The sequence below is a fragment of the Dyella thiooxydans genome, from assembly GCF_001641285.1.
Classification (GTDB): domain Bacteria; phylum Pseudomonadota; class Gammaproteobacteria; order Xanthomonadales; family Rhodanobacteraceae; genus Dyella_A; species Dyella_A thiooxydans.
The window spans coordinates 2,816,335-2,836,585 of the sequence record NZ_CP014841.1 but is presented as its reverse complement, the minus strand read 5'-3'; the positions used below and the strand labels follow the sequence as shown (position 1 = coordinate 2,836,585).

The following is a 20,251-nucleotide window of genomic DNA, read 5'->3' as shown; positions in this document are numbered from 1 at the left end:
CGGCGGCCCCCGGGCCGCATGGTCTGCTTAGAGTTTCCAGCCCTTGTGGATCGCCACGATACCGTTGGTGAGGTTGCGCACCTCGACCTTGCCGAAGCCGGCGCGCTCCATCATGCCCTTGAGCGTGGCCTGGTCCGGATGCTTGCGGATCGACTCGGCCAGGTACTGGTAGCTGTCCGCATCACCGGCGAACAGCTTGCCGAGCTTCGGCAGGATGTTGAACGAATGGAAATCGTAGAGCTTGCCGAACGCCTCGTTCTGCACCCGCGAGAACTCCAGCACCAGCGCGCGGCCGCCGGGCTTGAGCACGCGGCAGATGTCGGCCAGCGCCTTGTCCTTGTCGGTCACGTTGCGCAGGCCGAACGCCATCGTCACCGCGTCGAAGCTGTTGTCCGGGAACGGCAGGCACTCGGCGTTGAGCTGGCTCCAGCGCAGGCCTTCGACCAGGCCGCGGTCGGTCATCCGGTCGCGGCCGACCTGCAGCATCGATGCGTTGATGTCGCCGACGACGATCTCGCCATCCTTGCCGACCACCGGCCGCAGCAGCGCGGCGATGTCACCGGTGCCGCCGGCCAGGTCGAGCACGCGGTCACCGCGGCGGATGCCGCTGATCGCCACGAAATGGCGTTTCCACAGCCGGTGGACGCCGAACGACATCAGGTCGTTCATCAGGTCGTAGCTGCGCGCGACCGAGGTGAATACCTGGCCGACCAGCTTCTGCTTCTCGCCGACGGGCACGTCGCGGAAGCCGAAATGCGTGGTCGGCGCCGGGTCGGGTTTGGGGGACTCGTTCATCGGTGCAATCGTACAGGGATCGGACGGCCAATTCCGCTGTGGATTTCCCCCCTCAGAGAACCGGCTTGCCGTCCTCCTTGTAGACCACTCCGTCCTTCATCACGAAGCCGACCTTCTGCATGAGGGTGATGTCCTCCAGCGGGTTGCCCGGCACGGCGACCACGTCGCCGACGAAGCCCGGTGCCAGCTGGCCCAGCCGCCTGGCCTGGTGCAGCAGTTCGGCATCGTGGGTGGTGGCGGCCTGCAGCACGTACATCGGCGGCATGCCGGCGTCCACCATGTACTTGAACTCCTTCGCGTTCTGCCCGTGCGGGTAGACCGCCGCGTCGGTGCCGAAGGCGATCTTCACCCCGGCCCGGTAGGCCTTGCCGGCGGTGGCCTGGATGATCGGGCCGACCTGCTTCGCCTTGGCCGCCACCTGGTCCGGGTAGTAGCCGTGGATGGCGGCCATCTGCTCGACGTACTTGCCGGCGATGATGGTGGGCACGTACCAGGTGCCGTGCTCCTTCATCAGCTTCATGTCCGCCTCGTTCATGAAGGTGCCGTGCTCGATCGAATCGACCCCGCCGAGCACCGCACGGCGGATCGCCTCGGCGCCGTGGGCGTGCGCGGCCACGGTGAAGCCGTAGTCGTGCGCGGCGGCCACCACGGCCTTGATCTCCTCCAGCGTCATCTGCGGGTTGTCGGCGCTGGCGCTTTCGTCCAGCACGCCGCCGGAGGGCATGATCTTGATCAGGTCGTCGCCGTCCTTGTAGTGCTGGCGCACCGCCCTCCAGGCGTCCTCGGGGCTGTTGATGATGCCGTCCTTCGGACCGGGATTGCCGGCCAGGTCGCTGCGGTAGCCGTCGGTCGGATCGGCGTGGCCGCCGGTCGAGCCGATCGGCACGCCGGCGGTGTAGATGCGCGGGCCGGGCAGCACGCCGGCGTTGATCGCGTTGCGCAGGGCGACCGAGTCGTTCTGCTGGTCGCCGACGTTGCGCACAGTGGTGAAGCCGGCCATCAGGGTGCGCTTCGCGTACACGGTGGAGCGCACCGCGTAGTCGGCGATGTTCCAGCGGAACTGGTCGGAGTAGCCGGTAGGACTGGTTTCGTCGGTCAGGTGGGTATGCGCGTCGATCAGGCCGGGCAGGCAGGTGGAGGTCGGCAACACGTGCGCCTCGAACGCCTTGCCGACGGCCTGCGCCTGGTCGCCCATCGTCTTCAGGTCGACCGCACCGGGGCGCACCTCGCGGATCACGCCGTCCTCGACGATCACCGTGGTTTCGCCCAGCAGCTTGCCGGCGGCGGTGTCGATGGCGTGGCCGCAGGTCACCATGGCGATGCGGCCCTTGCTTGCCGGGGCGGCGGGAGCATCGGCCCGGGCCGCGGGCAGGGCCAGCGCGGCGGCAAGGGCGATCGCGACGGGACGGACGGTCATGGAGGCGCTCCGGCAGGGGAAAGCGCCATGGTAGGCACGGGCCGCCGCGGGCGGCCAGTGGCTATTGGTCGGACTTGCCTTCGGGGGGGGCGTCGGCCGCCGCCTCGGCGGCGACCGGCTCGTGCACGTGCTGGCGATGGGCCGTTTCCACGTGGCGGGCGTGCAGGTCGGCCGGCGAGGCGTCCGGCGGCGTGGCATCGGCCGGCGGCAGCGCCGCGGTCTCGGCGTCGTGCTCGGCCTTGTCTTCGCCGCCCGGGGTGATCTTGAGGATCGAGTGGCGCACTTCGCGGGCCAGGATCACCCGCGCGTCGCGCACCATTTCTTCCAGTGCGCGGTCGTAATCGAGCTTGCCGGCCTCGTCGGTCCACACGATCCTGCGCTCGCGCAGCTTCTGGATGAAGCCGCGGAACAGCGCCTTGTCGAAGAACTCCGGCGCGGCCTGCTCGCTGAGCAGGGACAGCCGCTGGGCGGTGAGCGTGCAGGCATTTTCCAGTTCGGCCGCGGTCATCGTGTGCGGCCCGTTCTTGGCCAGCGCGGCCAGCGTGATGTAGTAGCGCTCGAACGCCTGGGTCAGGCTGCGGGCGATCACCTTGAGCTGGAACGCCGCATCCTCCTGGCCCGGGCCGCGCTCGAGCACGCGGCCTTCGCCGCTGGCCTCGAGCAGGCCGCGGCGCAGGAAGAAATCGATCGTCGCCTGCATCTGCTGGCCGAAGCCCTCGGTGTCCCACGGCAGGAACAGCTCGCCCTGGATGAACGGGTAGATGATCTTGCCCAGCCGCAGCACCGAGCCGCGCGACATGCGCCGGTTGTTGAGGAAACAACAGGCGACCCAGGCCGCGGTGGCGGTCAGGTGCAGCACGTTGTTGCGGAAGTAGGACAGCAGCACCGCCTGCTCGTCGTCCGCCACCAGCACGTCGCCGAGCGAGTGGCTGACGCGGCGGATCCAGCCCATCTGTTCGCCGTAGGCGATGATGCCCGCCGGGTCCATCGGGGTCAGCGTGACGCGGTCGGAGTAGGGCAGCTCCTCGATCAGCGCCTTGCTCAGCTCCAGCTGGGTGAGCAGGTCGGCCTCGGCCATGGCGTGCTTGGGCGTGGCCAGCAGTGCCAGCGCCAGCAGGTTGATCGGGTTCACGTCCGCGGCGCGGTTGATGTTGACCTGGATCTGCTCGGCCAGCCGGTCGACCACGCTGCCCAGCCATTCCGGCTTGGCGTCCGGATCGCCGCCGACGGCGCGCCACTGCGCGCTGGCCGCGTCGAGCATCGGGGTCAGTTCGATCGGCTCGCCGAAGTTCAGCGCCACGTGGCCGTAGCGCTGGCGCAGCACCTTCAGGCCCTTGATCAGGCCGATCAGCGATTCCTTCTCCTTCGGCTTGCCGGACAGCTCCCCCGCGTACGACTTGCCCTCCATCAGTTTCTCGTAGCCGATGTACACCGGCTGGAACAGCACCGGGCGGCGCGGCGCGCGCAGGAACGCCCGCACCGTCATCGCCAGCAGGCCGGCGCGCGGCGCCAGCAGCCGGCCGGTGCGCGAGCGGCCGCCCTCGATGAAGTATTCGATCGGTACGCCGCGGTCGATCAGCTGGGCCATGTACTCGTTGAAGATCACCGAGTACATCGCATTGCCCTTGAAACTGCGGCGCAGGAAGAACGCGCCGCCGCGGCGCAGGATCGGGCCGATCACCGGCAGGTTGAGGTTCACGCCGGCGGCGATGTGCGGCACCACCACGCCGGAGGCATGCAGCTGGTAGGACAGCAGCAGGTAGTCGGCGTGGCTGCGGTGGCTGGGCACGTACACCACTTCGAAGCCGGGCGCGGCGGCGCGGGCCTTGTCGAAGTGGTGCATGGCGATGCCGTCGTACAGCTTGTTCCAGAAGTTCGACAGCACGAACGAGGCCGAGCGCACCACCGGATGCGAGTAGTCCGCGGCGATCTCCAGCATGAGCTTCTGCGCGCGGCGCCAGGCCTTGGCATAGGAGATCTTCTCCTTGCTGGCGGTGGCGGTGATCGCGGCACGCACCGGCTCGGCGTTGAGCACGGCGTCGACCACGGTACGGCGGTGCGAAAGATCGGGGCCGATCACCGCGGCGCGGATGCGGCGGAAATGCACGCGCAGCACGCGGGCGATCTTGCGGGCGAAGCGTTCCGGCGGGATCTCGCCGGCATCGGCCAGCGCCTCGCGCAGCGACACCGGATCGGAGAACTGCACCACGGTGTCGCGGCCGTTCAGCAGCAGCGCCAGCAGGCGACGGAAGTGGCCGACCACCACCCAGTTCTCGGAGAACAGCACGCGGAACCATCCGCTGTCGCGGCTCGGCGCACGGCCCACATAGATCGACACCGGGACGATCTGCACGTCGCGCCCGGGGTCGCCTTCCAGCGCGCGGGTGAGCTGGCCCAGCGCATCCTTCGGCGAGCGCTGGCGGTTCTTGCCCAGCACCAGGCCGTCGCTGCGCCCCAGCGCCAGCACCGAGCGCCGCCGGCGGGTGCCCGGCAGCGGCTGCATCGGCGAGGGCAGGCCGGCCTCGCGGCAGGCGCGTTCCAGGATCAGCGCGTCGGAGATGCCGTCGCGCTCGATCACGTAGCACACCGGCACGCCGGCCTGGAGCAGGGCGGCGGGCTCGGCCGGGTCGCGACGCAGTTTCACCCACGGCTCGAGCAGGTGGCCGAGCAGGTTGAACCACCACGGCGCGCGGCTCTTGGGGGGCGTGTCCATCGAAGAGGTCATGGGCATCCGCCTATTGTACCGGGACAGCGCGGGGGTCTCCGGTCCTGGCCACGACACCGGCCCGGTCCGGCGCGAACTGGGCCCAGCCCGCCCAGTCCGGTGGATCGATGGTCCCGGCGAGCCGGGGGAGCGCCATGGGATACCAGTGCCCGTCGACCCGTTGCATCCTCAGCACCGCCTGCCGGGGCTGGCCCTGCAAGACGTAGTCGATGCGCACCCAGGCCAGGTCGCCCTTCCGCGATGCCAGGCTCACCTGCGCGGAATCGAGTACCTCGTCGAGTGACAGGCCGTAAAGCGCGAGGCACCGCTTGGCTCCAGCCAGCAGGCGCGAGGCCCGGGCCATGGCCGCGGTGAAATCGAGGGTGCTGACCCGCGAGAACGTCGTCAGGCGCAGCGATCGCACGGTCTCCACGGCGACTTCCGCGGCCTGCCGGCTGCGGTCCAGGTCGAGCCAGGGGGCCTGTTCCGCCCAGCTGACCCACGGTGCCAGCAGCGGCTCCAGGCTGCGGGAGTGCGCAGTGTCGAGTGCGAGCGCGCGGTTCGCCGCCTGCCGCACCATGCCGCCACCGATGGCGATGAGGACGGGTAGCTGGTCGCTGTATTGCCGGTCGAGGCGCACGAGGGTGGGCTGCCATTGCGCGGCCAGGGTCGCCGCGGCCCGCGGCCTGTCGAACCCGTCCGTGAATCCGCGGAAGCCCGCGCGCGCCCGCTCGGTCGCCGCCTGCTGCTGGCGCCGCTGCCAGTCCCGCTCGACCGCGGCGTAGGTCGCCGGCGGCAGACCGTGCTTCCAGAACGCCACGAGATCGTCATGGCGCACGTCCGCGACCAGTACGCGTAGCGCCGCGGTGGCTCCGCCGTTGCCGGGAGTCGGCGGCTCGCCCTGGTGGCGGCCACAACCGGACAGCGGCACCAGCGCGCCGAGCAGCAGGAGCAGGCGTGGAGCGGGGCGGCGAGGCAGGCGGGGCATCGCGGGGACGGAAGTGGCGGAAGCACCGAGGCTACGGACCGCCCGTTGCGCGGACAAGGCAGCCGCACGGTGCGGCAAAAGAAAACCCCGCCGGCGTGAGCCTCGCGGGGTCAGTCCCGGCAGAGCCGGAAGGGAAATGGCCTTGCCTGTGTTATCTGCGGTCAGCAGCAGGTGTCGGCGAAGCCATGGTAACGGCTCGCCGAAGTTAAGGCAATGGATTTGTTTTGTGATGCAAGTATTTGATTTTGTGTATCACTTCACGCGCAGTGCGGCTTCCTTCTGGCGCCGCCGCTCCTCGCGGGACTGGGTCCAGTCGTTGTTGAACAGGGCCGGCTCCCAGCTGCCGTAGGTGGCGTTGGGCAGCACGAACCAGCGCGTGCCGATCCACTTCAGGTACGGCGCCACCGCCTGCTGGCGGCCCGCGGCGTTGTTGGCGATGACATCGGCGAAGTCGCCGATCTGGTCGCCCACCTGCATCAGCACGCGGTACTTGCGGCTGATCAGCTGGCGCCGGCAGCCCTTTTCGGTGCCGATCTGCTCGCAGCCCTCGACGAAGGTACCCAGACCGAGAAACGCGTCAGGCCCCGAGACCGGAAAGCCGACCTTGCGCAGGTTGGCCAGGGTGACCGTGTCCAGGTCCTTGGCGCGGTTGGAGATGAAGATCACCGCGATGCCGTGTCTGGCGGCGAACTGGGTGAATGCGACGGCACCGGGCAGCGCGCGCGCGGCCTCCTCCTTGCACCAGTTGGCCCAGTCGGCCTCGTTGTATTCGCCACCGCTCTTGATCAGGCGCGCCTGGTAGGGGGAGTTGTCCAGCGCGGTCTCGTCCACGTCCAGCACCACCGCCGGCTTCAGTTTGCGGCTGAGCGGTGCGACGCGATCGTCCCGGGTCAGCGCGTCCCAGGACGGATCCTTCAGCGCCTTGAGCAGCTGCATCTGCGCGTCGCGGTAGGTCTGCTGGAAGATCAGGTCGTGCTCGATCGCGGTCTGCGACCACACCACGGCGTTGAGATTGTCGTCCGCACCCGGCCCGGAGGGCGCCGGGGCCGGCGTGGTCACCGGTGCCGGCGGCGGGGTGGCCGTTGCGGGACGGGACGGGGCGGTACTGCAGCCGGCGACGAGGGCGAGGGCGGCGATGAGGGCGGGAACGCGTGGGCGCATGGGCAACCTTGGCAATGACATCGGATCGACAAGCATCGGGCGAGTTTACGACAGCCGCATGTCCGCGCCCCCGGCGCTGGCGGTCCTGCGATGCCGCTGACAGACTGCACTCCCCCGATGCGGAAGGATGCCGATGACGCCGTCCCCCAACCCCCCGATGCCGCGACCGCCCGGCCGGATCGAGCTGGCCAGCTACCTGCTCGCCGCGCTGGCGCTGTTCCTGGTGCTGCGCCTGCATCTGCTGCCGGCGCTGCTGGCCGGCCTGCTGGTGTATGAGCTGGTGTACTCGGCCAGTCCGCTGCTGGGCCGGCGCATCTCCGGCGACCGCGCGCGGATGGTGGTGGTCGCCCTGCTCGGGGTGGTGATCGTCGGCCTGCTGCTGTTGCTGGTGCTTGCCATCGTCAGCCTGCTGCGCAGCGAGATCGGCAACCCGACCCAGCTCTGGCAGGACCAGCTGATGCCGCTGGTGGAGAAGGCGCGGCAGCAGCTGCCGCCGGCGCTGACCACCTGGCTGCCGGACAGCGTGGACGAGCTGCGCGTGATGGCGGTGGAGCTGACCCGCAAGCATGCCGGCAGCCTGCAGCTGGCCGGCAAGGAGACCGCGCGGGTGATCCTGCACATCATCCTCGGCCTGGTGCTCGGCGCCATCGTGGCGCTGGGCCGGACCCGCCCGGCGCACCTGCAGGGGCCGCTGGCGCTGGCCCTGTCGGCGCGCTGCCAGAAGCTGGCCGAGGCGTTCCACAACATCGTGTTCGCGCAGATCAAGATCTCGCTGATCAACACCGTGTTCACTGCCATCTTCCTGCTCGGCGCCCTGCCGCTGTTCGGCATCCACGTGCCGTTCGCCAAGACCCTGGTGGTGATTACTTTCGTGGTCGGCCTGCTGCCGGTGATCGGCAACCTGTTCTCCAACACCGCGGTGACCATCGCCGGGCTGTCGGTGTCGCTGGGCGTGGGCGTGGCGGCGCTGGCCTTCCTGGTGCTGATCCACAAGCTGGAGTATTTCCTCAACGCACGCATCGTCGGCACGCAGATCCGTTCGCGCGCGTGGGAGCTGCTGATCGCGATGCTGGTGATGGAGGCGGCCTTCGGCCTGTCCGGACTGGTCGCTGCGCCGATCTACTACGCCTACCTCAAGCGCGAGCTGGAAGTGCGCGACCTGATCTGACGATCGGCCGGACTTCGCTCGGGCTGGCGGGGAATCGATGACGCAAGTCCGTCGGCCTGTCCGACTCCCGGCACGGTGTCGATCGACGAGCTGCACCGTTCCGTTTGTCCAGCGGCGGTCAATGGCTATCAACCGTCCTACCCGATCGCATGTGCCGCGTTCCAGCGCTGCCCCATGTCGCTGCGGCGGGAGTCGGTTGCTGATCCTGGGTGGCCAAGCACGGTGCGTTTGCTCTGCGATGCGCAGACGGCTGTGATGCATAGAGAGCACGGCTGGCTATTGGCCTACCTGATCCTGGCTTGTTCGCCCCGGCGTCACGCGACACCGGTCTGAACCACGATGATGGTCCGGACGTGGTCCTGGGTCCCCGCCCACCGGGTCACCTCCGATGCCTGGGTTCAAACTGCCGCATCCGTGCTCCGTAGCGCCATCTCAGGACTCTCCATCAAGCAGGAGGTGTCGGTGGAGAGCGCCTCCCGTCGCCGTCGCTACGTCGATCCGCTGCGCCCAACGCAAAGATCTTTCAGATGAGCAATACCGGTGCAATGACCGACTTCTTCATCGTCCCCCACCCGGGAGACGTGAGCGGCGGGGTTTGAAGTGTGGTCGCTCGCAGCCTGATCGGTTGCGTCAATACGCCACGGCGCTACCTCATCGGTGCTTCGTGTGCCCCGCTTGAGCGAGCCTTGGCTCGCAGCGCGACTTTCGAGCAAGTTTTGAGCTTCGAATCAACGCTTTGTGCAGTACTTCGCAGAAAGAAAAAGCCGGTTGCGTTGCGCACAAACTTGCGGATACCCTCCTGAACGTCAATTTAATGGATTGACAACATCAAACAGAGGGATAGGGGAGAGAAACCATGAGCAAGTTCGTGCGTCGCGGACTTCCGCGTTTGCCGTTAGCCGTCGCGATCGTCGCTGCGCTCCAGTTCGCACCGGCGTTTGCGCAGGACCAGCCGGCCTCTGCTGACCAGCAGCAGTCCAGCAGCACCAAGGCGAAGCCCGCGGATCAGCCGCAGCAACTGCAGACCGTCACGGTCACCGGTAGTTTGCTGAGCCGGCCTGAGTACCAGGACATCGTTCCGATCCAGAAGGTCAACATCGAGGCCGATCGCGCCGCCGGCTCGTTCGGTACGGTGAACCTGTTGCAGTCCACTGCCGTCGCGTTGGGCTCGACCCAGATCAACAACCAGTTCAGCGGTTTCGTGGTGGGCGGTGGTACCGGCATCCAGACGATCGACCTGCGTGGCCTGGGTGCGAACCGCACGCTGGTTCTGCTCGATGGTCAGCGCCCCGGTCCTGCCGGCACGCAGGGTCAGACCGGTTCCGGTTTCGACCTGAACGTGGTGCCCGAGGTCATTCTGGGCGGCGCGGAAATCGTGAAGGACGGCTCGTCCTCGCTCTACGGTTCCGACGCTATTTCCGGCGTGGTGAACCTGGTTACCAAGAAGCGGATCGATCGCACGGAGCTCGAAGCTTTCTGGGGTTCGCCGCAGCACGGTGGCGGCGATCAGGTCACCACGTCGATCGCCACGGGCTTCAACTTCGACAAGGGCAACGTGGTCCTTGCGGCGCAGGTGCAGGAACAGCTGCCGCTGGCACTCAAGGACCGCGACTTCCTGAAGTGCAGCCAGGATCGTATCCGGGGTACCGACGGGCAGATTATCGACCGCCAGGATCGTTCGATCCTGCAGGGCACGCCGTACGCCGGCTGCAACAACATGCTGCAGAACGAAGTCATTTCGTACTACTCGGGAACCCGGTACGTACCCTCCGGCGATGGCAGTACGGTCGGCCCTCTGCCTGGCATGAAGCCGGCGCAGCGCGGCACCTACGCCAATGGCGGTCAGGCGTTCTACGAGGAAGTGCTCAATTCGCCGTTCCAGGACCAGGCCTGGGCGATCAACAAGAACCGCAACAGCAGCGGTTACGCGAGCACCCACTTCATCTTCGGCGACCTGACCTGGGACAACCAGTTGCTGGTCAATCGCCGCGTCACCACCACCCGGGGCTGGCGGCAGTTCTTCCCGGTCGTCGAGCATGACGTCCCGGTCGGTTCGCCCGACGATGCCAGTTCGCTCTTCGGCGTGCCCGACCAGGGTATCGGTCTATTCCAACCGGTGATGCCTTTTCCGTCCAATGACAAGGAGGTTGTGGATTACTTCTATTTCAGGAGCGGACTTGAGGGTGGTTTCGGTGACAGCAGCTGGGACTGGAACGTCAACGGGACCTTTTCGCGCAGCGGTGGCACTTACAGCCACCTCGGCATCGATGCGCGCAAGAGCGGTGACCTGACCCTGAATGCCAACGAGCAGCCCGGATTCAGCACGCCGGTTGATTATTTCAATCCGGACATTCTGAGCGGCAAGAACATGGGTGCCCTCATTGCCGCGGTCGGCCTGCCCACGCAGGGCAAGACCATTTACAAGCAGACGACGTTCAATGCCACGGCGAAGGGCGATCTGTTCAGCCTGCCGGCGGGCGAGGTTTCGGCCGCTACTGGTGTTGAGTTCCGTCGCTACTCCATCGATGACACGCCCGACGCCAACAATGCCGCGGGCTACGAGTGGGGCTACTCGTCGGCACAGCGTACCAAGGGCACCGACAAGGTCGAGGAGGCTTTCGCCGAGCTGGGTGTGCCGCTGCTGAGTGGCATCCCGGGCATCGAGTCGCTGACCGCCGACGTGTCGGGACGCGTGTTCAAGTACGACAGCGTGGGCTCGTGGGACAAGGTGTGGAAGGCCGGTCTCAGCTGGCAGATCACTCCGACCTTCCGCGCCCGCGGCACGCTGGGCACGTCCTATCGCGCGCCGCAGCTGTACGAGCTGTACCTGGGCAACCAGTCGGGATTCGTGAGTCAGCTGTCGATCGATCCATGCATCCGCTGGCAGGACAGCACCAACGACTTCGTCCGCACCCACTGTGCAGCGGCCGGTATCCCGGCGGACTACTCGGCTTCGGGCAACTCGTCGGCGCAGGTGTTTACCGGCGGCGGCAAGGGCTTCCTGAAGCCGGAAACCTCCCGCGCCAAGTCCGCCGGCCTGGTGTGGACGCCGACATTCGCCAATCTCAGCCTGGCGGTCGACTACTTCGACTACCAGATCAAGGGCGAGATCGGCACGCTCAGTGCGTCCAACATCGTGACGGGCTGCTACTCGTCCCCGGTGTATCCGAACAATCTCTGCAGCCTGTTCCAGCGTAATCCGGGCACCGGTGGCGAAGCGTTCAAGATCACCAACGTCTACGCCACCTTCATCAACATCAACAGCCAGCGCCAGCGCGGCTACGACTTCCAGGCCGACTTCGCCCAGGACTTCTCCTTCGGAACCATCCGCGCGGGCGCCCAGGTAGTGAAGACGCTGTCCGACGTGACGCAGTATTTCAGCACGGCGGAGGCGAGCGGCGTCGCGAATTCGGACCGCATTGGCTACATCGGCAGCCCGCAGTGGACCGCGCTGCTGAACGCCAGCTACAAGCGGGGTGACTGGACGGTGTCGTGGCAGGGTCAGTACGTCAGCGCCACGCGCAACAAGGACATCTCCCCCACCTTCACGTATCAGGGCTACGCGAACGCCACTCGCGACATCAAGGCCGATGCGCAGTTCCTGCATGACCTGTCGGTGACCTACGACCGCGACAAGTGGACCGCCACGTTCGGCATCCGCAACCTGTTCGACACGAAGCCTGATCTGATCTCCTCTGGAGTGAGCGACCGGGTTGGCAATACGCCGATCTACGCTTCCCAGTACGACTGGTTCGGCCGCACGTTCTTCGGCCGCGTCAATTATCGGTTCTGAGGAAACGTAGTCGGATGACCTGGAGGGAGGCGACGTTGGTCGCCTCCCTTTCTTGTCATCGCGTGCATGCCAGCGGATTCACACGATACGGATCGCCGGGATGTCAAGATCATCGTGCCGTTTTCGCTTGCGGTAGGGGGAGGGCGAGCCCGGGACGTTGATGGAGTAGGCCGTCATCTCGGCTTCTACTGCATGGAGTAGAAAGATATGCGACAGCTTTTCACACGGCCCTTGTTCGGCGGCCTTTCGATCTTGCTCATGGGCATCGGCATCGCCCACGCAGCACAACCCATCGCCATCGAGGATCTCGCCCGTGAACCGGCGCTGCAGTCGATGAGCATGAGTCCGGACGGCAAACATCTGGTCGGCCTGATCCCATCGCCCAGCAATAAGGACGAGACGGCGCTGGCGACCTGGGACCTCGATGCGCTGTCCGCCAGCCCCAAGGTGGTGACGCCCTCGGGCGAGCACATGAAGTTCATCGCCGCCTACGCCCTCAAGGCGGACCGGATTCTCGCCATTGCCCGCCAGGAGTGGACGGGCCAGCTGGGTGGTTGCGGCGAGGGCAAGATGGTCGGCGCGACCAAGACCTTCATCACCAAGACCTATCTGACGGACGCCGGCCAGAAGAAATTCGAGGAAGCGTTTGCGCAGAAGACGCGCCGGATGGGCGTAAGCAGCAACACCGAGATATGCCTCGAGCTGGCCGGTACGGCCGCGTTGGTCGACATGCTGCCGCTGGACCCGGACAAGGTCATCATTCGTCGCCTGAGCGGCGTAAGCTTCATGACCAACTATTACCTCTACAACCTCAAGACCGGCGATACCGAGTTGCTCTTCACCGGCAGCACTCGTACCACGCCCGCCCTGTTCGATTCGCGCACGGGCAAGGTGCTGGTGAAATCGGAGATCGAGCCGGTCGGCGACGATTATGAGCAGCGGTTCCTGATCCTCAACCCGAGGACCGGCATGTTCGAGGTGCAGGATCCGCTGACCACCAAGCTCTCGAATCGCTACGAGGTCAGCGTGGCTGGGGTGGACGACGCCACGGGCAAGTACTACGTACTGACCAACCAGTTCTCCGACAAGATCCAGGCACGGCTCTACGACGCGGTCACGCACAAGTTCGACGTCGAGCCCGCCGTGGCCGACAAGGATTACTCCATCACCGACCTGATCTTCAGCAGGCGGCCGGAGAACTTCAACCAGGTCGTCGGCTTCGTGGTCGGTGGTCCGCGACCGCAGACGGTCTACGTCGATCCGGTGCTCAAGGGGATCGCCGCAGGCATTGCCCAGGCTTTTCCCGACCAGAACGTTGCCATCTCCTCTTACACGAACGATTTCTCCAAGGTTCTGTTCACCACGGAGAACGCGGGCACGCCCGTGGCGTATCACCTGCTTCTGAACAAGAGCAAGCTGGTGACACTCGGCAGCACCCGCCCTTGGATCAAGCCCGGCATGACGGGCAAGGAGAGCTGGGTCAGCTACAAGGCGCGCGACGGCTTGGACATCCCGGCCATCCTCGACCTTCCAGCGGGTTGGAAGAAGGGTGACGCGCCCGCACCGGCGATCGTGCTGCCCCATGGTGGCCCTTGGGCCCGCGATTACACCGGCTGGGACGAGAGCGGCTGGGTGCCCCTGCTCACATCGCGCGGATATGCGGTCTTGCGGCCCCAGTACCGGGGGTCGCAGGGGCTCGGTCGCAAGCTATGGCTCGCCGGCGACGCCCAGTGGGGCCTGAAGATGTCCGATGACCTGGACGACGGCGCTGCCTGGCTGGTTTCGCAGGGCATCACCACGAAGGGCGACATCGCCATCTTCGGATACTCCTACGGCGGATTCGCAGCCGTGGCGGCCACCGTGCGTTCCCCGTCGCCGTTCAAGTGCGCGATCGCGGGAGCGCCGGTTGCCGATCTGGGCCGGCTCAATACCTCGTGGAGCGACAATCGCCTGCAGCGCATCCTGCAGGGCACCACTGTCAAGGGCATGGATCCGATGGCCAATGCCGACAAGGCGCATCTCCCGATCCTGTTGTTCGACGGTGATCGTGATGTGCGCACGCCGCCGGCGATCCACGCGCATCGGTTCTACGAAGCGGTCAAGGACAAGGTTCCGGCCAAGTTCCACTGGATCGCCGACATGCCCCACAGCATGCCCTGGTATCCGCGTCAGCAGCGCGAAACGCTCACGCTGATCCAGAACTTCCTCAAGGACGATTGCGGGCTGGGCAGCCACTGATGAGCCCGCGCGCGATGGGGCAGCCGAATCGGCTGTCCCATCGCGCGCATCGTGTGGGGTGCCGGTGGCGCGGTGAGGTCGATCCCGCCTCCGCGGCCAATGCCGGCCTCAGCCGGCGAGCATCGCGGCGATCTTCGCCATGTGCGATTCGGCGGTCTCCCGCACCGCTTCCTTGTCGGCTTCCGGATCCTTGCCCTGCCAGTGCAGGTCGTCCTGGGGCAGCTCATGCAGGAAGCGGCTGGGCTGGTTGGCGTGGACCTCGCCGTAGCGTTTGGTCTTCGCCGACCACGACAGCGTGAGCACCTGCTTGGCGCGGGTGATGCCGACGTACATCAAGCGCCGCTCCTCATCGATGCGACCCTCGTCGATGGCGCCCTCGTGCGGCAGCGTGCCTTCCTCGCAGCCGACGATGAAGACGAAGCGGAACTCCAGCCCCTTGGCCGCGTGCATGGTCATCATGCGCACGGCGTTGCCCGGGTCGTCGCGGTCGGCGTGGCTGAGCAGGGCCAGCTGCGAGGCGAGGTCGCCGGCGCTGTTGTTCCCCTTCTGCATGGCACGGAACCAGTCGGTGAGTTCCTTCAGGTTGCCGAGCTTGCGGTCGCGCACGGTGGCGTCGGGGGTGCCCGCCATGATGTGGGTGGCGTAGCCGGTGCGCTTGAGCACGCGCTCGACCAGGTCGGCCGCGCTCTCGTGCAGCGAGGCGCTGCGCAGTTCGTCGAGCAGTTCGGAGAACGAGGCCAGCGCCGCGGCCGGGCGCGGGCTGAGCTGGCGCAGCACGCTGTCGCTGCGGGTGGCTTCCAGCAGCGAGCAGTGTTTCGACTGTGCGATCTGACCCAGCTTCTCCAACGTGGTGGAGCCGATCTCGCGCTTCGGCACGTTCACCACGCGCAGGAAGGCGGCGTCATCGCTGGGGTTGGCCAGCAGGCGCAGGTAGCACAGCAGGTCCTTCACCTCGGCGCGGTCGAGGAAGGACAGCGCGCCGGTGAGGTGGTAGGGCACGCGCGCCAGACGCAGCGCCTTTTCCAGTGGACGGGCCTGGAAGTTGCCGCGGTAGAGGATCGCCATGTCCTCCCAGCGCGCCTTGTGCTTCTCGGCCAGGGTGACCGCGATCGCGGCGATCTTCTCCGCCTCGTGCTCGGCGTCCTTGCACTCCAGCACGCGGATCGGCGCGCCCTCCGGGTGCTCGCTCCAGAGCTTCTTCTCGTGCAGGTGCGGGTTGTTGGCGATCAGCTTGTTGGCGGCGCGGAGGATGCGCTTGCCGCAACGGTAGTTCTGCTCGAGCTTGATCACCTTCAGGTTCGGCCAGTCGCGGCCGAGCTGGTCGATGTTCTCCGGGTTGGCGCCGCGCCAGGCGTAGATCGACTGGTCGTCATCGCCCACGCAGGTGATGTGGCCGCGCTCGCCGGTGAGTGCCTGGAGCAGGCGGTACTGCGCGTCGTTGGTGTCCTGGTACTCGTCCACCAGCAGGTAGCGCAGGCGCTCGCGCCAGGCGTCGCGGCACTCGGCGTCCGTTTCCAGGATGCGCAGCGGCAGCCGGATCAGGTCGTCGAAATCCACCGCGTTGAACGCCGCCAGGCGCTGCTGGTAGAGGTCGTAGATGGTCGCCGCCTCCAGCTCCTTCGGGCTGCGCGCGGCGGCCAGCGCTTCCTCCGGCGACAGACCGGCGTTCTTGGCGCGGCCGAGCAGGTTGCGGATGCCCCACAGCACGTCCGGCTTGGCGCCCCTCGGCGCCAGCTCCTTGACGATGCCCTCGCTGTCGTCGGCGTCCAGCACCGAGAAGCCGCGGCGCAGGCCGGCGCGCTCGTGCTCGATCTGCAGGAACTTCAGGCCCAGCGCGTGGAAGGTGCACACGGTGAGCGCGGCGGCGTCCTCGCCGCTGACCAGCTTGCCGACACGCTCGCGCATCTCGCGCGCGGCCTTGTTGGTGAAGGTAATCGCCGCGATCTTCGAGGCGGCCAGCTTCCGGCGCTGGATCAGGTGGGCGATCTTCTGGGTGATCACCGAGGTCTTGCCGGAGCCGGCACCGGCCAGCACGAGCAGCGGGCCGTCGCAGTACTCGACGGCGGCCAGTTGTTGGGGGTTGAGCATCGGATTCGGAACAGCGGACGCGCCGCAGCGCGGGCCGGGCGATGGTAGCAGAGCCCTGTGCCGGCTCAGGGCTCGTCCGCGTCGCGGTAGACCGGCAGGTCCGGGTTGCGACGGAAGCTGAAGATCAGGCTGGTTTCGATGTGCGACACCTCCGGCCGGGTGGTGAAGGCGTCCAGCGCGAAATCGCGCAGGTGGTCGCTGTCGCGCACCGCCACGTGCACCAGGTAATCGTTGGCGCCGGCCACGTGGTAGAAGCTCAGCACCTCGCGCAAGGTCAGCAGGTAGGCGTGGAAGGCATCCACGTCGCCGCGCGCGTGGCGGGCTAGCCGCACGCTGATCATCGCCTGCAGCCCGATGCCCGCCGCGCGCGGGTCGATCTCGGCATGGAAGCCCTGGATCGCACCGGCGGCGCGCAGCCGGCGCACCCGCTCCAGCGCGGTGGACGGCGCCACCCCGAGGCGCTCGGCCAGGGTCTTGTTGGGCAGCCGCGCGTTCTTCCGCAACTCGCGCAGGATGGCGAAGTCGGTTCGGTCCAGATGCATGGTTTGCGCCCATTTCCGAAGAATGTTCGGAAGTGTTCCGCCTCGTGCCGTCTCGGTTCTACCCTCGAGACCATTTCGCGAATCAGAGGGCAGGACCATGCGCCACGACCACGCCACCCATCCGGACACCCTGGCCGTCCACGCCGGACGCGAGGACTTCGCCGAGCTGGGCGTGCACGCGCCGCCGCTGGACCTGTCCACCACCTACCCGGTGCGTGACCTGGAGCAGGGCACGGCCAGCTTCGACGCCCTGGTCGGCGGGGCGGCCAGCGCCGCCAACCCGATCTACGCCCGACTGTTCAATCCGACCGTGGCCCGCTTCGAGGCCGCGATGGCCCGGCTCGAGGGCACTAGCGACGCGGTGGCGTTCGGCTCCGGCATGGCGGCGATGTCGGCCTGCCTGCTCGCCGCCGGCCAGCGCGGCAAGCACGTGCTGGCGATGCGTCCGCTGTACGGCACCAGCCACCACCTGCTCGATTCCGGCCTGCTCGGCATTCCGGTGCGCTGGGTGACGGCGGAGATCCTCGCCGGGGCGATCGACGCCGACACCGCGATGGTGGTGATCGAGACCCCGGCCAATCCCACCCTCGACCTGATCGACATCGCCGCCGTGGTCCGCGCCGCCGGTTCAGTGCCGGTGCTGGTGGACTCCACCTTCGCCACCCCGGTGCTGCAGCAGCCGGCGGAACTGGGCGCCCGGCTGGTGCTGCACAGCGCGACCAAGTTCCTCGGCGGGCACGGCGACGTGATCGCCGGCGTGGTGGCCTGCGACGCGGAGTGGGCGCAGGTGCTGCGCCAGGTGCGCGCCGCTACCGGCGGCCTGCTGCATCCGCTGGGTGCCTACCTGCTGCATCGCGGCCTGCCGACGCTGGGGCTGCGCGTGCGCCAGGCGCAGGAGAACGCCCGCCGCATCGCCGAGCGGCTGGCCGCGCACCCGGCGGTGGCCAGGGTCAGCTACCCCGGGCTCGGTACGGTGGCCAACGCCCACCTGGTCGGCACCCAGATGCGCGGGCCGGGCAGCCTGCTCGCGTTCGAGCTGCACGGCGGCCATACGGCGGCCGCCGCGGTAATGGGGGCGGTGCGATTGGCCACGCCGGCGGTGAGCCTGGGTTCGGTGGATACGCTGATCCAGCATCCGGCCGGACTGACCCATCGCGTGGTCGATGCGCAGACCCAGCAGCACTGCGGCATCACCCCGGGGCTGATGCGGCTGTCGGTGGGCATCGAGCACGTCGACGACCTGTGGGCGGATCTCGCCCGGGCGCTGGTTGCCGCGCGGCAGGCCGAGGCGGCCTGAATTTGCCTGCGCGCTGATCCATGCGTGGCTGTCGTGGTCGTCCACGACAGCTGTTGGCCGGAGAGGGGCCGGCCGCGGGGCGGGCGATGTGGGCCATCACCGACCGGCCCGCTATGCTTTTGTGTTTTGCCCGCGGGCCCGGCATGACTCCCCAGCTCCTCGACGTCATTGCGTTGCTCGTACTTGCGCCGGCACTGGCCCTGCTGCTGGCGCCGGGCACGCGTCGTCGCGACGGCTGGCGCGCCACGGTGACGCCGCTGGCCTCGATCATCGGATCGGGCTTCCTGGTGGTGGGGCCAATCCTGGCCGACGTGGCCGGGCGTGGGGCGGCGCTGGCGATGGCCAGCCTGTGCGCGCTGGCCTGGCTGTTCGGCAGCGCGGTGCGCTTCAACATCGTCCATGCCGAACCCCTGTCCGACAGCGGCCGGGCCGGCTCGCTGCGGAAGCTCGATCGCTTCTCCGAGCTCGGCCTGTCCCTGGCCTATTTCATCTCGGTGGCCTACTACCTCAACCTGCTGGGCGCCTTCCTGCTGAAGGGCTTCGGCGTGGTGTCGCCCGACCTGGCGAGGATGGTGACCACGGCGATCCTTGCCGGCGTCGGTGCGCTGGGCTGGTTCCGCGGTTTCCGCGGGGTCGAGCGGTTGGAGGTCTACGCGGTGAGCTTCAAGCTCGCGGTGATCGCCGGTGTGCTGGCGGCGCTGGCCGCTGTGTGGATGGCGGTCCCGTCGGTGCGGGCGGTGGCGCTGCCGGCGCGGCATCCGGGCTGGCACGAGCTGCGCGTGCTGCTGGGCTGCGTGATCCTGGTGCAGGGCTTCGAGACTTCGCGCTTCCTCGGCCGCGACTACCCGGCTGCCTTGCGCGTACGCAGCATGCGCTGGGCGCAGGGGCTGTCGACTGCGATCTATGTCGCCTTCATCGCCCTGCTGCTGCCACACGTACCGGCGGGCCACGCGGGCGCGGCGGTGGAGGAGACCGAGATCATCGACATCCTCGGCCGGGTCGGCCCGCTGCTCGGGCCACTGCTGGTGCTGGCAGCGGTCGCCTCGCAGCTGTCGGCGGCGGTCGCCGACATGGGCGGGGCCGGCGGCCTGCTGGCCGAGTTGTCCGAGCGGCTGCCGCCGCGCCGGGCCTACGTGGCGATCGTGGTGGTGGCGATCGCCCTGACCTGGATGGCCAACCTGTTCGGCATCATCGCGATCGCCAGCCGCGCCTTCGCCGTGTACTACGCGCTGCAGTGCGTGCTGGCGGTGGCACTGGCCGGCGGCAGGCCCTGGCTGCGGGCGGTGTATGGGCTGGGCGCGGTGCTGGCCGGGGTGGTGGTGCTGTTCGGGCTTCCGGCGGGCTGATCGCACGAGGCGCGGTCGGCTACCATGCCGGATCGTTTCGCCCGATTCCGCGCCCATGGCCAAGCTCTATTTCTATTACTCGGCAATGAATGCCGGCAAGACCACCACGCTGCTGCAGAGCGCGTACAACTACCACGAGCGCGGCATGCGCACGCTGATCCTCACGCCGGCGCTGGACGACCGCTTCGGCGAGGGAGTGGTGGCTTCGCGGATCGGCCTGAAGGCCAACGCGCGGCGTTTCAGCAGCGAGGAAAACCTGCTTGCCATGGTCGAGCGCGACATCGGCGCGCGCGGTGCGCTGCATTGCGTGTTCGTCGACGAGGCGCAGTTCCTCACCAAGGCGCAGGTCTGGCAGATCAGCGACGTGGTCGACCGGCTCAACATCCCGGTGCTCGCCTATGGACTGCGCACCGACTTCCGCGGCGAGCTGTTCGAGGGCAGCCGGCACCTGCTGGCCTGGGCCGACAACCTGGAAGAGATCAAGACGATCTGCCACACCGGACGCAAGGCGACCATGGTGGTGCGCGTGGACGAAAGCGGCCGCGCGGTGACCGAAGGTCCGCAGGTGGAGATCGGCGGCAACGACCGCTACGTCTCGGTCAGCCGCGCGGAGTTCAAGAAGATCACCGAAGGCAGCGGCAGCATCGAGCTGCAGCAGAGCGTGCTTCCGCTGGGCGAGTAGGCCTTCGCGCGATGGCTACATCGCTGTTCCCA

14 protein-coding genes are annotated in these 20,251 nt (G+C 67.6%); 6 read left to right on the top strand and 8 right to left on the bottom strand.

The genetic code is table 11. The annotated features are described in order from the left end of the window. Window positions 1-27: 27 nt before the first annotated feature. The 5 genes from ubiE to ATSB10_RS12830 form a co-directional block, all read right to left on the bottom strand. Window positions 28-795, bottom strand: a complete 768-nt coding sequence (ubiE, locus tag ATSB10_RS12850; protein ID WP_063673181.1) for a bifunctional demethylmenaquinone methyltransferase/2-methoxy-6-polyprenyl-1,4-benzoquinol methylase UbiE — start codon at window positions 793-795, stop codon at window positions 28-30. 52 nt (window positions 796-847) lie between these two features. After that, on the bottom strand, window positions 848-2,212 hold the full coding sequence (locus tag ATSB10_RS12845) for a metal-dependent hydrolase family protein (protein ID WP_063673180.1): 1,365 nt from the start codon (window positions 2,210-2,212) through the stop codon (window positions 848-850). Window positions 2,213-2,273: 61 nt separating this feature from the next. After that, entirely contained in the window at window positions 2,274-4,937 is a 2,664-nt protein-coding gene (gene plsB, locus ATSB10_RS12840) for a glycerol-3-phosphate 1-O-acyltransferase PlsB (RefSeq protein WP_063673179.1), read from the bottom strand. Between the two features lie 10 nt (window positions 4,938-4,947). Next, window positions 4,948-5,904 carry a hypothetical protein gene (locus ATSB10_RS12835; protein ID WP_063673178.1) on the bottom strand — a complete coding sequence of 319 codons (957 nt, stop codon included), beginning with the start codon at window positions 5,902-5,904 and terminating at the stop codon, window positions 4,948-4,950. Between the two features lie 252 nt (window positions 5,905-6,156). After that, the gene (locus tag ATSB10_RS12830; protein ID WP_063673177.1) at window positions 6,157-7,065 is read right to left on the bottom strand and encodes a 5'-nucleotidase, lipoprotein e(P4) family; all 909 of its coding nucleotides are present in this window, start codon (window positions 7,063-7,065) and stop codon (window positions 6,157-6,159) included. A 133-nt stretch (window positions 7,066-7,198) separates the two neighbouring features. Between ATSB10_RS12830 and ATSB10_RS12825 the strand changes: the two genes are divergently transcribed. Beyond that, window positions 7,199-8,233 (top strand): AI-2E family transporter, encoded by a 1,035-nt coding sequence (locus ATSB10_RS12825; RefSeq protein WP_236886422.1) that lies wholly within the window; start codon window positions 7,199-7,201, stop codon window positions 8,231-8,233. 856 nt (window positions 8,234-9,089) lie between these two features. Next, window positions 9,090-12,026 carry a TonB-dependent receptor domain-containing protein gene (locus ATSB10_RS12820; RefSeq protein WP_063673175.1) on the top strand — a complete coding sequence of 979 codons (2,937 nt, stop codon included), beginning with the start codon at window positions 9,090-9,092 and terminating at the stop codon, window positions 12,024-12,026. Window positions 12,027-12,104: 78 nt separating this feature from the next. On the opposite strand, the gene ATSB10_RS19575 is transcribed toward ATSB10_RS12820, so the two are convergent. Next, complete coding sequence (locus ATSB10_RS19575; protein WP_169816686.1) at window positions 12,105-12,305, bottom strand: hypothetical protein; 201 nt, start codon at window positions 12,303-12,305, stop codon at window positions 12,105-12,107. Here ATSB10_RS19575 and ATSB10_RS12815 point away from each other — a divergent pair. Next, a complete protein-coding gene (locus ATSB10_RS12815) occupies window positions 12,285-14,264 on the top strand; it encodes an alpha/beta hydrolase family protein (protein ID WP_236886421.1) in 1,980 nt (659 codons plus the stop codon). The two genes, ATSB10_RS19575 and ATSB10_RS12815, sit on opposite strands and share 21 nt — an antisense overlap. A 108-nt stretch (window positions 14,265-14,372) precedes the next feature. Here the strand turns inward: ATSB10_RS12815 and ATSB10_RS12810 are convergent, their stop codons facing one another. Both ATSB10_RS12810 and ATSB10_RS12805 read right to left on the bottom strand, forming a co-directional pair. Then, complete coding sequence (locus ATSB10_RS12810; protein WP_063673173.1) at window positions 14,373-16,352, bottom strand: UvrD-helicase domain-containing protein; 1,980 nt, start codon at window positions 16,350-16,352, stop codon at window positions 14,373-14,375. A 65-nt stretch (window positions 16,353-16,417) separates the two neighbouring features. Next, window positions 16,418-16,894 carry an Lrp/AsnC family transcriptional regulator gene (locus tag ATSB10_RS12805; protein ID WP_063673172.1) on the bottom strand — a complete coding sequence of 159 codons (477 nt, stop codon included), beginning with the start codon at window positions 16,892-16,894 and terminating at the stop codon, window positions 16,418-16,420. A gap of 97 nt (window positions 16,895-16,991) precedes the next feature. Between ATSB10_RS12805 and ATSB10_RS12800 the strand changes: the two genes are divergently transcribed. The 3 genes from ATSB10_RS12800 (at window position 16,992) to ATSB10_RS12790 (ending at window position 20,219) form a co-directional block, all read left to right on the top strand. Then, complete coding sequence (locus ATSB10_RS12800) at window positions 16,992-18,191, top strand: trans-sulfuration enzyme family protein (RefSeq protein ID WP_063673171.1); 1,200 nt, start codon at window positions 16,992-16,994, stop codon at window positions 18,189-18,191. Between the two features lie 143 nt (window positions 18,192-18,334). Next, complete coding sequence (locus tag ATSB10_RS12795) at window positions 18,335-19,537, top strand: hypothetical protein (RefSeq protein WP_063673170.1); 1,203 nt, start codon at window positions 18,335-18,337, stop codon at window positions 19,535-19,537. Between the two features lie 55 nt (window positions 19,538-19,592). Further along, entirely contained in the window at window positions 19,593-20,219 is a 627-nt protein-coding gene (locus ATSB10_RS12790; protein ID WP_063673169.1) for a thymidine kinase, read from the top strand. Window positions 20,220-20,251: the final 32 nt, after the last annotated feature.